A 13496-nucleotide genomic window follows, 5' to 3' on the forward strand; every position below is an offset into this window, starting at 1 on the left:
GATTACTCCTTGTTTTCTTGTTCCAGTAGTGATTTCAGTTCATCGATTTCTGCCTTTGATAAATTTCGATGATCCAAAAAGGTTGAGACCATAGAGGAAAGATTCCCGTTGAAAAATTTGTCCAAGAAAGACTTGCTTTGCTGGCTGATATAGTCCTCTTTCTTTAACAGTGGCGTATAGACAAAGACACGTCCCTGCTTCTCATAGGTAATAATATTTTTTGTTGCCAGCCGTTTAATTAAGGTCTGGATTGTACGTGGATTCCAGTTAGTTGTCTGCAATAGCTGTTCTGTAATCTCATTTGTGCTAATTGGATAATTATGCCATATTATTTGCATAACTTCGTATTCTGCTTCTGTAATCTGTGGCATTTTTTTCATGATAAAGCTCCTAAATCCTACAAGTGTAATAATATCATTATTATATTATAATGAAGAGGGGAAGTCTTGTCAATTTTTCTTTTATTTTATATACTTGAATGATCGGGAATGTAGCTTCTGTCACAAGGAGGAAAAGCAATGATTGAAATACACGAAGCAAAAGAGGCAGATGCAGCCGGGCTGCTTGCCATCTATGCACCATATGTGGAACATACAGCCATTACATTTGAATATGAAGTACCGACGCTGGAAGAATTTACCGAGCGGATCCGGCAGACGAAAACAAAGTATCCATATCTTGTTGCCAAGCAGGATGGAAAGGTGCTTGGGTATGCATATGCCGGGCAGTTTCATGCCAGAGAAGCGTATGCATGGGCGGTTGAGACATCCATCTATGTAGATGAAAGCTGCAAGCATATGGGAATCGGTGGAAAACTGCATGCGGCACTGGAAGAAGCATTGAAAGAACAGGGATTTTTGAACATGAACGCCTGCATCGCCTATGCACCGAAGGAGGACGAATACCTGACGAACAACAGCGTGGAATTCCATGCACATCTTGACTATCGTATGGTCGGACAGTTCTATCAGTGCGGGTATAAATTTGGACGCTGGTATGATATGGTCTGGATGGAGAAGCTGATCGGAGAGCATGGAGCGAATCCGAAAAGACCATTTTAATAAAATGTGAATTGACATAGCCGTACGGCTTATATTATACTAACAACAGTAAAATTAAGTCGAACGGCTTATTTTTATAAAAGAATTTTAAAATTATGCCGTACGGCAAAGAGGAATGATAAATATGAAGATAAGAAGTGTAGAAGAATTAGGCGAAGCGATTCGTACGCGAAGAAAAGAACTGCATTATACACAGGCGTTTCTTGCAGAATTTACGGGGTTCAGTGTCAGCTTTATTTCAGATGTTGAACGTGGGAAAGCGACGGCGGAGATAGGAAAGACATTACAGCTTCTGATGATATTGGGATTGGATCTGTCGGTGGAAAGGAGAGCATGAGTTGCGGAAATTAGAGGTATACATAGAAGAAGATGGGGATTTTGTGCTGGCTGGACAGATACAGGGTGAAACTTGGGAAGATGCAAGATTTATATATGAGAAGTCTTATCTGGAAAATCAAAGTCATCAACCGATTTCAATTAGTTTGCCCTTTCAGGAAGATGCTTTTTCGCCTTTTGAGACACGATGCTATTTTGAAGGGTTACTGCCAGAAGGATATACGAGAAGGTGTGTGGCAGGATGGATGCATGTTGCAGAGGAAGATTATTTGTCTGTGCTTGCGGGACTTGGAAATGAGTGTCTGGGTGCTGTTCGGATTTGTGAGCCGGGTGCAGGTGGATGTAGTCCGTCGTATAAAAAAATATCAAGGGAAGAATTGCTGGAATTTGCCAAAGAAGGGGCTTCAAAATCAGCCCAGTTTCTGGCAAAGGCACATCTATCATTGACTGGTGCGTCCGGAAAAACAGGTTTATATTATGATAACAAAGATGGATGGTATATGCCGTTTGGGACGGCACCAAGTACACATATTGTAAAGCAAAGCCATGTTCGGCTGAGCGGAATCGTTGCAAATGAACAACTATGTCTGCGTACAGCAAAGATATTGGGAATAGATGTACCGGAAAGTTTCATTATATCAGTTGGAACAGGAGAGCATATATTGTTTGCGACAAAACGTTTTGACCGGCTGATGCAGGAAGATAGCCGGGTGATAGATGGTAAAAAAGTTCCGTTCCGGTTGCAACAGGAAGATTTTGCACAGGCACTCGGTGTTCCGGCTTCTCAGAAATATGAGAAGATAGGGGGCTCGTATTTAAAGCGTGTGTTTACATTATTAAGGCAGTATTCAGACAATCCGGTGGAAGATCAATTGAAATTATGGGATATATGTATCTTTAATTATTTAATCGGGAACACGGACAATCATATTAAGAATATTGGATTACTGTATGGTAAGGATCGAAGGACAATCCGGCTTGCTCCGGCATATGACATTGTCTCAACGATGATTTACGAAGAGAGTACAGAACAAATGGCAATGGCAATTGATGGAGAACTGGATATTCGCAAGATTACAAAAGAATCATTTCGCGCAGAGGCAAGGCATATTGGACTCGGAGAGAGAATCGCAATGCGGAGGTTTGAACAAATGCAGAACTCTTTTGAACGTGCACTTGCACAGGCGAAGGAAGAAATACAGGATGCGGGATATCCGGGCGTTGAGGAAATCTATGAGAAGATTTTGAGGAAAAACCAACCAAATCACCACTTAAATCGTCAATAAGATGAAGGGCTATACAAAACTTATAGGCGAGAAAGGAAACATACATATGGAAAATATTCCGGATCAGGAAGAAGTCGAATATCCAATCAAAGAAGATCTCTGGAACACGGAGAGCAATATTGTACGCAACACAGTGAAAAATAATCTACATAAGAATGGATGATGAATGACGCGGGCGTTGCAGAACAGCTTGACTATGAAATACAGGATGTGTATTTTACAGACAAGAACAAGATTGCTCCGAACTATGAACGAAAACCAAAAGAAGGGGACGGGGTAGTCGTGGATAATGATCAGGTGCGGATTACGTACATTAACTCCTATATCATTGACGAGCTTGACAAAAATGCATTTTCAAATAATCCATATTTCTATGTGGAAAATAAGACGGACCATGACTTAAAGATAGAAGTGGAAGGAACCGCGATACTGGATGGGAAGATTGTCCGGGCGCAGATCCCATTTGACGTGACATTCAAGGTATATAATTACACGGAAAGATATGGGGAATATATCAATGATAATGTGTATGGCGTCGCCCATAATAATTCAATAAAAGAGATTTTAGATCCAACCATGAAGCAGTACGACACGCAGATTGTGATGAGAGATATAAATGATTAGAAAGGCGGCTCCGGCAACGTCTGACGGTAAGAAAAGTTGTGCATTATCTCAAATCAATAATCTATTAAAAAACAAAAAAATGAATTTAATACAATGCCAAGATGAAATGCATCAATTTAACCTTGAATTTGTTTGACATACATTTGATAATTATGGTAAAGTTTACCATAAGAAACTAGAGTTTGTTGTAAGCGGGAGAGGTACAATCTATGGAGAAACGAATTCGGGCGTTAAAAGCGATTATATTAGTGGTTGTGATGATTGTAGAATTGTTTGGCGTGGATGCCGTGCGTGTAGTTGCAGAAACAATTAATGTTACGGGGGATACGACGATTTCAACGGAAGACAATCGTGACTATGCTGTGACTGATTGCACGCTGACTGTTTCATCTACCGGAAATATCACCGGAACGGTGTATGGATCTGGTGGAAAAATTGTCAATCAGGGATCCATCAGTAAAATTGAAAGAAACATAGAAGTTGATAATCAGGCGGGAGCCAGCATTCAGGATCTTCAAAGTTCAGTCGGCATTACGAATGCCGGACATATTACATCCGCGACATATAGTTCGACATACACTTTGACAAATAGTGGAACGATAGATACCCTGAATGTTCAAAATCCTGGATATTCTGGCAGCACTGCGACAGTCAACATGAATGCAGGAACGATTTCTTCTTTGAATGTAACAAATTATTCGGGGATGAATCCGGTCATTAACTATGCAGGAGGAACGATTACATCCCTGATTGCCGAAGGAACGAATGGTGCAGATCTTGTCGTATCCGGAAGCCATGAGATAAGTCAGCTAAAGGGCACCGTAAATGTATCGGGCAGCGGTATGCTTACGGTATCAGGGGCATTACAGCTGGAAAAAGGCTATACAGGAGAAAAACTGGGGGTTACAAAGGATACAGCTTTAACTGTAAAGGATGGTTATACTGTACAGGTAAATTATAAGGATCATGTGTACAGTATTTCGTCTGCAACAGAACAGAAAATAAACGGGAATATACATGCGATATTCCGTAGAAATGCATTTATAGAAAGCACCGGTCCATGCAGGCTGCCGGCATCTTCGTTTACCCGTGTGGAGGCGGATGATAAAGCCTGTGCAAAGATATTTCTGTTCAGAGCAATCGATGTAATGCTCCATTTGGCAATCCAGGAAGCCAGATAGCCGATGCCCCAGCAGACAGAACGCGACAGAATGATTTTAAAACCGGTTTTTGCATCGCATAACCGGTTATTTTTCTGCATCAGGACAAGTAACAATGCAAGCGGAAAAAGGAGTGTAATTGTCTCGGTTGACAAGAAATCAAAATATGCGGTGATATTTCCGACAAGCAGGAAGAATAGTCCGGATACCTCCTGTTTCTTCTGATAGAGCAATATTGTAAGGATGCCTGCTATAAGCATGATTAGAAAGCACCAGATGTATTCGAGACTCATAGGAATAAACCAGAACGATACCGACAAAAGCGCAACAGACATAGCCAGGGCACAGATTGTGTGTCCGGATTTCGTCAGCTGCGTAAATAAAACAATAAATAGTACTGCCAGTATAATGGCAAAAAAGATATAAATCTGCCGGATGTTTAATATCGTTAGCAATGGACGTATGAAAATAGTTGAACCATGCCAATACCGGAAATAATCGTAGGTAGGTGTTACGTTGGAGGTTACTGCTGTATAGAGATTCTCATTTTCGTTGTGCGTTTCTGTATAATAATAAGAAGCGGTAAGCGGCGAGGTAACCGGATGAGCCGAATCAAAGTGATATAGGATATTCAGAAGGATCGCATCCGCATAGTGGTCGATGTTAGAGGCAGGATCCTGTTTTACTACACGGTAAAAGACCGGCTTTTCCAGTAGATATTCCGCCGACTCCTGCGTGTGCTTCCGGATGGCAGAACGCGGAATCAGGGAAACAGCGGAAAGTAAAAAAACTTCCAGAAACGTGAGAACAAGAAAAGAAACGATTCCGATGAGAATCGTTCTGCATAATTTCTTGTGAGATTTCAAACTGTTGTTTTGCTTGAAAGAATGTTTCATATCGCCTCTCCGTGAACTTTGATCAGTATGTGTCAAACGGTTGTGATAGGTGCCGGTTAACGGTTGGGAAGATGTGTGGCAGGAAGCGCCTTGTTCAGGTCATCCACCGGCGTCAGAAGACAGGCACAAAACCCTTCGAGTGGCTGAAAACAGCGCACAAAAATCTCTTTGTTTATTTCCGGGCTATAATCGCGGATGTAACGGCTGCTGCCATTGACTGCGACATCGGTATATGCAACCAGCCATTTTTTGTCAGCATTTGGAAATACTGAGAAGAAAGAATGATTCATCATTTCTTCGATCGTTTTTCCTTCGATAACTGCCATCTCGTTGTTACAATAACGGAATACAAAATCAATCCCATGCCCGTCATTGTTAAATATAAGTTCAATAACACAGAAGGCAATCGGCATATTGTCCAGAATCGAAAAACGGTTTCGGATATCGACCACTGTCTCGATGCTGTCCGCAATGCTTTGGTGTAAGGTCGCATTCAGTTTTTTGTGGGCAGCGGCCGTGCGTTTCCTTCCCTGAAATTCGGCACCATCGAGCATATGATAGATGCCATCTGCAATATAATTAATCTGATTTTTGGCAACGACAATCCCTTTGTTTACACAGATAAAATCATGCAGTTCCAATGATTCAAAAAAGTCTTTGATTGTTATATAAGTAAGGAATGTCTGATTATCCATCGTGTGAATACACGTTTTACCATCAACACGTGTCAGATATTTGATATCTTCAATCTGAATATGGTTTTTCTTGAAATATTTTAATATTTTGCTGTCCATTGCAAAACTCCTCAAATTACTTTAATATCTATGATGTGAGTTTAGCAAAGAAAAATGTAGAAGTCAACGAAAGCCCCATAAAACGATGGATTTCAAGAAATTTTGAAAAAACCCAACCGAAGGTGCGCATATATCGTCTATATAATGTAATAAGGAAGAAAGGAATAAACATATGGAACAAATTCAGGAATTGATAACCCGTGTTATAAACGGAGACACGCAGGCATTTGAGGAGATTTATCAGGCAACATACCGGCAGGTGTATTATACGGCGTTCAGCTTTTTGAAGAACGAACAAAATACGCTGGATGTGATGCAGGATACATACATTACGGCACTCACGCATCTGCAACAGCTTGAAAACCCGGAGCGGATTGTGGCATGGTTAAACCGGATTGCCGTGAACAAATGCAAGGATTTTCTGATGAAGAAGATCCCGGAGCCGGTAGAAGAAAACAGCATCGATACAGAATTGCTGGAGGAAAATGACAATTTCCTGCCGGAAAGCTATGTGCTGAATGCCGAAAAACGAAAGATCATTTTGACGATCATGCAGGAAGAGCTGTCAGCAGTGCAGTACCAGACGATTATTTTATATTATTTTGACGGAATGAGCGTACCGGAGATTGCAGCATGCATGGAATGCCCGGAGGGGACAGTCAAATACCGGCTGTCAACCGCGCGGGGGAAAATCCGGAACGGTGTGCAGGATTATGAGGATACAAGCGGAATCAAGCTGTATTCCTCCGGCAGTGTTGCACTGCTTACTGCGATCTTTATAGCAGAGTCACAATCTTTGAATATTCCGAATGTAATAAGCAATATTTTTGCGGGAGCAGCGGGCATTGCCGGAACTGCAGCAGGAGCGAAGGCAGCGGGCATTGCTGGAACTGCAGCAGGAGCGAAGGCAGCGGGTGTAGCCGGAACTGCAGCAGGAGCGAAGGCAGCGGGTGTAGCAGGAAAAGCAGGAATAAAAGGCCTCTTTCAGACGTTAAAGGCAAAGGTGATTGCAGGTGTGACAGCGGCTGCACTTGTTGCCGGAGGTGTGACAGCCGGTATCCTTACACACAACAAAAAACCGGATACAGGCAACCATTACCGTCCGGTAGAGATAACCGTCTGCGATGATGAGTATATAACATTGACAATCAAACGTGTATATGAACAGGGCTATGTTCCAAGCGAGGAAGAAATGCCGATGTATCAGTTGGATCCGGAAGCATGGACGGGGGAAGACTGTCTCATTTATTATACGGTGACAAATAAGACGGATAAACTGGTTTATTATGACCTGCAAATCCGGAGTGTAAACGATGAATGTATGGATTATGACTGGGAAGCAACAAACTGGTGGTACTTAGATCCGGGACGGGAAAATATGGAAATCTGTGCAAATAACTGCAATGGAATCATGCCATACAAGGCAGGCAGAGATCCGATGACCCGGGCAAAAATCGAGCTCGCGGTCTATACCGAAGGAGAACTGGCAGAGCCGATCCTGCAGGATCATAGCGTGCAGGAGATTGATTTTACAGAGGATAAAGAGACGCAGGCGAAGGCTTATACACGGACACCGGCGGAAACGGATCAGGTACTTGTTGACAACGACGAATTGCGTATTACTTATATAGGAGCCGAAGTGCATAATGCACCGGAGAGAAGCTCATTTAATGCTTATCCAATCTTTTATGTTGAAAATAAGACTGATCATGATCTGCTTGTGACAATGAATGGAACATATGCACATTATATAGGCGAATTTGCTTTGTTTGCGGGATGCAGCGGATATATGACAAGAACGAATATAAATGATTGGGATATATCGGATTCAGATGATACAGGAGCGGAGTATCAGGAATTTGCGCAAATGTATCAGGACAAGGCATCATTTGATGTAACGTTTGAAGTATATGATTATACGGCAAGTGGCATTGATTATATTGCTGGTGATATGTATTCTGCAAAGACAGGGCATACAGCTAATCTGCAGGATGCCTTAGCAGCTTCGAAAAAAGAATATCCGGCGAGCTTTGTGCTTGTGGATTATTCAACGCAGCAATAAAGCTACCGGAATAATGAAATAGGTGTAAAATGTCAATATGATGGTTTAAAACTGAGACGATAAACAAAATAAAACATTTTTTGAAAATTAAAGAAAAATGAGAGAGAAAATATGGACAAAAATCAAAAATAAGTGAACGGAAGAGTCAGCAGGAGAAAAAAACAGAAGGAAAATAAAAGAGAAGATGTAGAATTATCTCTTGCTATATTGTTGAAAAGTGTATAAAATACAAAATATCAAAATACTAAACCAAAAAGGATATATGGAAGATTATGAAGAAAGTAGTAAAATTCGGTGGTAGTTCATTGGCAAGTGCGGAACAGTTCAAGAAGGTTGGAGCAATCATTTCAGCCGATGAGAGTCGTGTCTATGTTGTTCCTTCTGCACCGGGAAAGAGATTTCCGGAAGATACGAAGGTAACAGATATGCTTCTCCATGTGTATGAGACAGCAAAAGCAGGAGAAGATATTACGGAAGAGATGAAGGCAATCAAGGCAAGATATGATGAGATTATCACAGGGCTTGCGCTGAAGGATTTCTCGCTGGATAAGGATTTTGAAGAAATCACAAAGAAGCTGATCGAGAATCCACAGGTTGATTATGCAGCGTCCAGAGGAGAATTTTTGAATGGTAAGATTATGGCTGCATATCTTGGTGTTGAATTTATTGATGCCGCAGAGGTGATCTTCTTCAATGCAGAAGGAAATCTCAACAGCTATAAGACAGAGAAGGTTCTTAGTGAGAGATTGTCAAAGGCACCACGTGCAGTTGTTCCCGGATTTTACGGACTTGGCAAAGATGGGAATGTCAAGACATTTTCCCGTGGCGGTTCGGATGTGACAGGATCTATCGTTGCACAGGCAAGTCAGGCAGATGTGTACGAGAACTGGACAGATGTGTCCGGTTTCCTTGTAGCTGATCCACGTATCGTTCCGAATCCAAAGCCGATTAAATATATTACTTACAGAGAGCTTCGTGAGCTTTCTTATATGGGAGCATCCGTCCTTCATGAAGATGCGATTTTCCCTGTCCGTAACTGTGGTATACCAATCAACATCCGTAATACAAATGCACCGGAAGATCCGGGTACATGGATTGTTGAGAGTACATGCCAGAAGCAGGATTATGTAGTGACAGGTATCGCAGGTAAGAAGGATTTCTGTACAATTTTTATCTCCAAGGCAATGATGAATTCCGAGATAGGATTTGGAAGAAAAGTACTTCAGGCTTTTGAAGAAAATGAGATTTCGTTTGAGCATATGCCATCCGGTATCGATACCATGACAATTGTTGTTCATGAGGATGAATTCATGCACAAGGAGCAGCGGGTGGTATCTGCAATCCATCGTCTCGCAAAACCGGATTCAGTTGAAATCGAGTCAGGACTTGCGCTGATCGCAGTCGTTGGACGAGGCATGAAGTCTGCAAGTGGTACTGCCGGTAAGTTATTCAGTGCACTTGCCAAGGATGGAATCAACATCAAGATGATCGATCAGGGGTCTTCTGAGCTGAATATTATTATCGGTGTTAAAAATAAAGACTTCGAGCCGGCAATCAGGGCAATTTATGATACATTTATTGTAGATAAAAAGAAGAACTAATTCTAAAGATATCTGATTTTTAACGAGCAGGCTGGGAATGCCTGCTCGTTGTTGTATATAACTTGGGAGACAAAAGATATGACAGAGCTACAGCGAAGATTGTTTGAATTGCAGGATAAAAAGTATCAGGCGTTCCACTCAAAATTGATACCGAATATTGAACCGGCACATGTGATCGGAATCCGGACACCGGTGTTGCGGAACTTTGCGAAGGCGTTTGCGAAAGAGGATGGTGCGGAAGTATTTCTGCAGGAGCTGCCACATACCTACTATGAAGAAAATAATCTGCACATGATGCTGATCGGTGGCATCAAGGACTATGCGCAGTGCTTATATGAGGTAAAGCGCATGCTGCCATATGTTGACAACTGGGCGACATGCGATTTCCCGGTTCCGAAATGTTTTGCGAAGCATAAGGAGGAACTGCTTCCGGAGATCCACACATTTCTTGCATCCGGGGAGACTTACACGATCCGCTATGGCATAGGACTTTTGATGCGGTTATACTTAGATGAGGATTTTAAGCCAGAATATCCGGTGATGGTTGCGTCGGTCACATCGGAGGAATATTATGTGAATATGATGATCGCGTGGTATTTTGCAACCGCACTTGCCAAGCAGTGGGAGATGTGTATCCCATATATCGAAGAGCGGAGATTATCACCGTGGGTGCACAGAAAGACGATTCAGAAGGCGGTGGAGAGCTACCGGATTACGGATGAGCAAAAGGTGTACTTGAAGACATTCCGGTAAGCGTGTACTATAATAAAAAGTATGGAGGCAGGGAAGATGCAGACAAGAGAAGAAGTCTTAGCGTTTGCGCTGTCCTTTCCGGACACATATCAGGACGCCCCGTTTCATGATGATAACTGGCAGTTGGTACGTGTGAAGGGCAGCAGGAAAGCGTTTATATGGACATATGAACGGAATGGATATATGAATCTGAATGTTAAGGTAGACCCGGAGTGGCGTGATTACTGGCGGGATGCCTTCGAGTCGGTTCTACCGGGGTGGCATCAGAACCGGGAGCATTGGAACACGATTATCTTAGATGGAAGTGTCCCGGACGATGCAGTGCGGGAAATGATTGCAGAGAGTTACCGGCTTGTTACCGATAGCCCGTCGAAGCGGATCTATGAGGCAGTGAAGAAGATTCCGCGTGGAAAGGTAGCAACATACGGACAGGTCGCAGAGCTTGCCGGGGATAAGAAGATGGCGCGTGCAGTCGGAAATGCACTGCACAGGAATCCGGATCCGGAGCATATCCCATGTTATCGCGTGGTAAATGCGAAGGGCGAGCTTGCCGGAGCGTTCGCGTTTGGCGGTGCGAATGTACAGGAGCAACTGCTTGCGGCAGATGGAATTATGGTCGTGGACGGACGCGTGGATCTTGAAACGTATGGAATGAAACTACCGGAGAATTAAAGAATGAAGAATAGGGGGTTGAGGGGGCAATACCAGGAAAGGAGTGGAACAGTTTGAAGAATAAGATAAAGAAGATAGCAGTGGCGCTGTTGGCATTTACCGTCGGGTGCGTAAGTCTGACCGGCTGTAATGTGCGGCAGGATACGATCCGGTTCGGTGCGGCAGGCGTTGGTGGCGGATATTATGCGTTTGCGACGGCATATACACAGCTTGCAAATGCAGAGGATGCGGAAATGAAATTCAATATAAAATCAACGGCCGGTTCGATGGCGAACCTGCGGCTGCTGTCCGAGGGATATGTAGACGTGGCAATTGCGCAGGCCGATCTTGCCACAGCCGCGTATTATGGAACGGATGAAAAAGGGGAATCCTATCAGGGATACCGCGTACTGGCAGGCCTTTATACCGAGGCGTGCCAGATTGTTGTACGCAAGGATTCCGGAATCAAAAGCTTAGATGATCTGCAGGGAAAGATGGTAAGTATCGGTGAAGCAGAGTCCGGAACTGAGCGGAACGCATTGCAGATTTTACAGGTGAGTGGACTTGCTTCTCCGATTACAGAGACGGTCAACCTGACGTATATTGAGGCAGCAGAGAAGCTCAAAAGCGGCGAGATTGACGCGATGTTTTATACAGGCGGTGTGCAGACCAATGTGATTGCGGAGCTTGCAGATAGCTGTGAAATTGCGCTTATTCCGGTCGATGCGAAGACCGTGGATAAGCTGAAGCTTGCATATTCATCGTATGAAACGTGTGAGATTCCGGCGAACACTTACAATGGACAGACAGAGCAGGTGGCAACGGTCGGTGTCAAGGCGCTGTTGCTTGCGAGTGAGAAGATGTCTGATGAGACAGCCGAAAAACTTACAAGGCAGCTTTTTGCACATGCAACAGAAATCGAGTATGCAACTTCATTAAAGGAAATAGCGGATGTAAATGCGGCTGTGGATGGTGTGCAGATTCCGTTCCATCCGGGGGCAAAAGCATATTATGCATCACAGGGCATCTCGGTAGATGCACAGGAAAATTAACAGATAGGAGAACCATTTTACATGGAAATACAAATTGATATGTATCAGACATTGGCACTTTCGGTCGTGGTGCTGATGCTTGGACAATTCTTGAAACAGAAAATAAATTTCCTGGAAAAGTTCTGTATTCCATCTCCGGTGGTCGGCGGATTGATCTTCTCGGTACTGACTTGTATTTTATATAGCACAGGGGTGGTGGAATTTACATTTGATGATACGCTTCGGGAAGTCTGTATGGTATTCTTCTTTACATCGGTGGGATTCCAGGCGAATCTGAAGGTGCTAAAGAGTGGAGGAAAGGCACTTGCAATCTTCCTTGGATTAGTCATTGCCCTGATTTTTATGCAGAATTTACTGGCAGTCGGCGTGTCGCATCTGATCGGGCTTGACTCGCTGGTCGGACTTTGTACCGGCTCCATTCCTATGGTCGGCGGACACGGAACAGCAGGTGCATTTGGCCCGGTGCTTGAGGATTTTAATGTACAGGGGGCAACGACAATCTGTACGGCAGCGGCAACCTTCGGCCTGGTGGCAGGAAGCCTGATCGGTGGACCGATCGGGAAACGTCTGATTGAGAAGAAGCATTTGCTCGATACAATCGTGACAGAGGATGACAGCCTGCTGATCGAGGAAGAAAAGAAGCATGAGAGACATTCGAATATGTATGCCGCAGCTGTGTTTCAGCTGATTCTGGCAGTCGGACTCGGTACGATCATCTCCGAGCTTCTGACGAAGACGGGACTTACATTTCCGATCTATATCGGAGCTATGATCGTCGCGGCGATTGTTCGAAATGTCGGCGAGTATTCCGGAAAATTTGACATCTATATGGGTGAGATCAACAACCTTGGTGGTATCTGTCTGTCGCTTTTCCTTGGAATTGCGATGATCACATTGAAGCTGTGGCAGCTCGCGGAGCTTGCATTACCGCTTATGATCTTGCTCGGGGCACAGCTTCTGCTTATATTCCTGTACACATATTTTGTAGTATTCCGTGTGATGGGAAAGGATTATGACGCGGCAGTGCTTGCGGCCGGAACATGCGGATTCGGTATGGGTGCGACACCGAATGCTATGGCGAACATGCAGGTGCTTTGTGACCGCTATGCGCCATCGGTCAAGGCGTATCTGCTTGTACCGTTGATCGGAAGTTTGTTTGCAGACTTCATTAACAGTCTGGTGATTACGTTGTTCATCAATATTATATAGTGTAGTGAGAC

14 protein-coding genes are annotated in these 13496 nt (G+C 43.6%); 12 read left to right on the forward strand and 2 right to left on the reverse strand.

Annotated features, from left to right (window positions below; all coding sequences use genetic code 11):
- Positions 1 to 2: 2 nt before the first annotated feature.
- Positions 3 to 380: a BlaI/MecI/CopY family transcriptional regulator gene (locus AAAT93_RS03950; protein WP_227572998.1), complete on the reverse strand. Its 378-nt coding sequence runs from the start codon at positions 378 to 380 to the stop codon at positions 3 to 5.
- Between the two features lie 138 nt (positions 381 to 518).
- Here AAAT93_RS03950 and AAAT93_RS03955 point away from each other — a divergent pair, with 138 nt between their 5' ends.
- The 6 genes from AAAT93_RS03955 (at position 519) to AAAT93_RS03980 (ending at position 4488) form a co-directional block, all read left to right on the forward strand.
- Positions 519 to 1061 carry a GNAT family N-acetyltransferase gene (locus tag AAAT93_RS03955; protein ID WP_227572999.1) on the forward strand — a complete coding sequence of 181 codons (543 nt, stop codon included), beginning with the start codon at positions 519 to 521 and terminating at the stop codon, positions 1059 to 1061.
- A gap of 124 nt (positions 1062 to 1185) precedes the next feature.
- The gene (locus tag AAAT93_RS03960; protein ID WP_021986435.1) at positions 1186 to 1398 is read left to right on the forward strand and encodes a helix-turn-helix domain-containing protein; all 213 of its coding nucleotides are present in this window, start codon (positions 1186 to 1188) and stop codon (positions 1396 to 1398) included.
- A 1-nt stretch (position 1399) separates the two neighbouring features.
- Positions 1400 to 2683 (forward strand): type II toxin-antitoxin system HipA family toxin, encoded by a 1284-nt coding sequence (locus tag AAAT93_RS03965; RefSeq protein ID WP_227573000.1) that lies wholly within the window; start codon positions 1400 to 1402, stop codon positions 2681 to 2683.
- A 159-nt stretch (positions 2684 to 2842) separates the two neighbouring features.
- The gene (locus tag AAAT93_RS03970; protein WP_227573001.1) at positions 2843 to 3307 is read left to right on the forward strand and encodes a hypothetical protein; all 465 of its coding nucleotides are present in this window, start codon (positions 2843 to 2845) and stop codon (positions 3305 to 3307) included.
- Positions 3300 to 3443 carry a hypothetical protein gene (locus tag AAAT93_RS03975; protein ID WP_349095471.1) on the forward strand — a complete coding sequence of 48 codons (144 nt, stop codon included), beginning with the start codon at positions 3300 to 3302 and terminating at the stop codon, positions 3441 to 3443. The genes AAAT93_RS03970 and AAAT93_RS03975 overlap by 8 nt, the downstream gene beginning before the upstream one ends.
- 73 nt (positions 3444 to 3516) lie before the next feature.
- A complete protein-coding gene (locus AAAT93_RS03980; RefSeq protein ID WP_227573002.1) occupies positions 3517 to 4488 on the forward strand; it encodes a hypothetical protein in 972 nt (323 codons plus the stop codon).
- A gap of 931 nt (positions 4489 to 5419) precedes the next feature.
- Here the strand turns inward: AAAT93_RS03980 and AAAT93_RS03985 are convergent.
- Positions 5420 to 6157, reverse strand: coding sequence for a LytTR family transcriptional regulator DNA-binding domain-containing protein (locus tag AAAT93_RS03985; protein ID WP_118734414.1), 738 nt, complete (start codon positions 6155 to 6157; stop codon positions 5420 to 5422).
- A 172-nt stretch (positions 6158 to 6329) separates the two neighbouring features.
- Here AAAT93_RS03985 and AAAT93_RS03990 point away from each other — a divergent pair, with 172 nt between their 5' ends.
- From AAAT93_RS03990 to gltS, 6 genes are all read left to right on the forward strand, one after another.
- Positions 6330 to 8219: an RNA polymerase sigma factor gene (locus tag AAAT93_RS03990; RefSeq protein ID WP_227573003.1), complete on the forward strand. Its 1890-nt coding sequence runs from the start codon at positions 6330 to 6332 to the stop codon at positions 8217 to 8219.
- A 272-nt stretch (positions 8220 to 8491) separates the two neighbouring features.
- Positions 8492 to 9820 (forward strand): aspartate kinase, encoded by a 1329-nt coding sequence (locus tag AAAT93_RS03995; RefSeq protein WP_178017883.1) that lies wholly within the window; start codon positions 8492 to 8494, stop codon positions 9818 to 9820.
- Positions 9821 to 9898: 78 nt separating this feature from the next.
- Positions 9899 to 10573 carry a DNA alkylation repair protein gene (locus AAAT93_RS04000; protein ID WP_227573004.1) on the forward strand — a complete coding sequence of 225 codons (675 nt, stop codon included), beginning with the start codon at positions 9899 to 9901 and terminating at the stop codon, positions 10571 to 10573.
- Between the two features lie 36 nt (positions 10574 to 10609).
- On the forward strand, positions 10610 to 11245 hold the full coding sequence (locus AAAT93_RS04005; protein WP_227573005.1) for a methylated-DNA--[protein]-cysteine S-methyltransferase: 636 nt from the start codon (positions 10610 to 10612) through the stop codon (positions 11243 to 11245).
- A gap of 53 nt (positions 11246 to 11298) precedes the next feature.
- The gene (locus AAAT93_RS04010; protein WP_227573006.1) at positions 11299 to 12276 is read left to right on the forward strand and encodes a TAXI family TRAP transporter solute-binding subunit; all 978 of its coding nucleotides are present in this window, start codon (positions 11299 to 11301) and stop codon (positions 12274 to 12276) included.
- A 21-nt stretch (positions 12277 to 12297) separates the two neighbouring features.
- Positions 12298 to 13485, forward strand: a complete 1188-nt coding sequence (gene gltS / locus AAAT93_RS04015) for a sodium/glutamate symporter (protein ID WP_021986414.1) — start codon at positions 12298 to 12300, stop codon at positions 13483 to 13485.
- Positions 13486 to 13496 lie beyond the last annotated feature (11 nt).

The sequence above is a fragment of the Coprococcus hominis (ex Arizal et al. 2022) genome, assembly GCF_040094675.1.
Taxonomy (GTDB): domain Bacteria; phylum Bacillota; class Clostridia; order Lachnospirales; family Lachnospiraceae; genus Coprococcus_C; species Coprococcus_C hominis.

Bases quoted from the DNA above. Each gene is read 5' to 3' on its own strand.
- AAAT93_RS03950 (WP_227572998.1), bottom strand. From the start codon at position 380: ATGAAAAAAATGCCACAGATTACAGAAGCAGAATACGAAGTTATGCAA.
- AAAT93_RS03955 (WP_227572999.1), top strand. From the start codon at position 519: ATGATTGAAATACACGAAGCAAAAGAGGCAGATGCAGCCGGGCTGCTT.
- AAAT93_RS03960 (WP_021986435.1), top strand. From the start codon at position 1,186: ATGAAGATAAGAAGTGTAGAAGAATTAGGCGAAGCGATTCGTACGCGA.
- AAAT93_RS03970 (WP_227573001.1), top strand. From the start codon at position 2,843: ATGATGAATGACGCGGGCGTTGCAGAACAGCTTGACTATGAAATACAG.
- AAAT93_RS03975 (WP_349095471.1), top strand. From the start codon at position 3,300: ATGATTAGAAAGGCGGCTCCGGCAACGTCTGACGGTAAGAAAAGTTGT.
- AAAT93_RS03980 (WP_227573002.1), top strand. From the start codon at position 3,517: ATGGAGAAACGAATTCGGGCGTTAAAAGCGATTATATTAGTGGTTGTG.
- AAAT93_RS03985 (WP_118734414.1), bottom strand. From the start codon at position 6,157: ATGGACAGCAAAATATTAAAATATTTCAAGAAAAACCATATTCAGATT.
- AAAT93_RS03990 (WP_227573003.1), top strand. From the start codon at position 6,330: ATGGAACAAATTCAGGAATTGATAACCCGTGTTATAAACGGAGACACG.
- AAAT93_RS03995 (WP_178017883.1), top strand. From the start codon at position 8,492: ATGAAGAAAGTAGTAAAATTCGGTGGTAGTTCATTGGCAAGTGCGGAA.
- AAAT93_RS04000 (WP_227573004.1), top strand. From the start codon at position 9,899: ATGACAGAGCTACAGCGAAGATTGTTTGAATTGCAGGATAAAAAGTAT.
- AAAT93_RS04005 (WP_227573005.1), top strand. From the start codon at position 10,610: ATGCAGACAAGAGAAGAAGTCTTAGCGTTTGCGCTGTCCTTTCCGGAC.
- gltS (WP_021986414.1), top strand. From the start codon at position 12,298: ATGGAAATACAAATTGATATGTATCAGACATTGGCACTTTCGGTCGTG.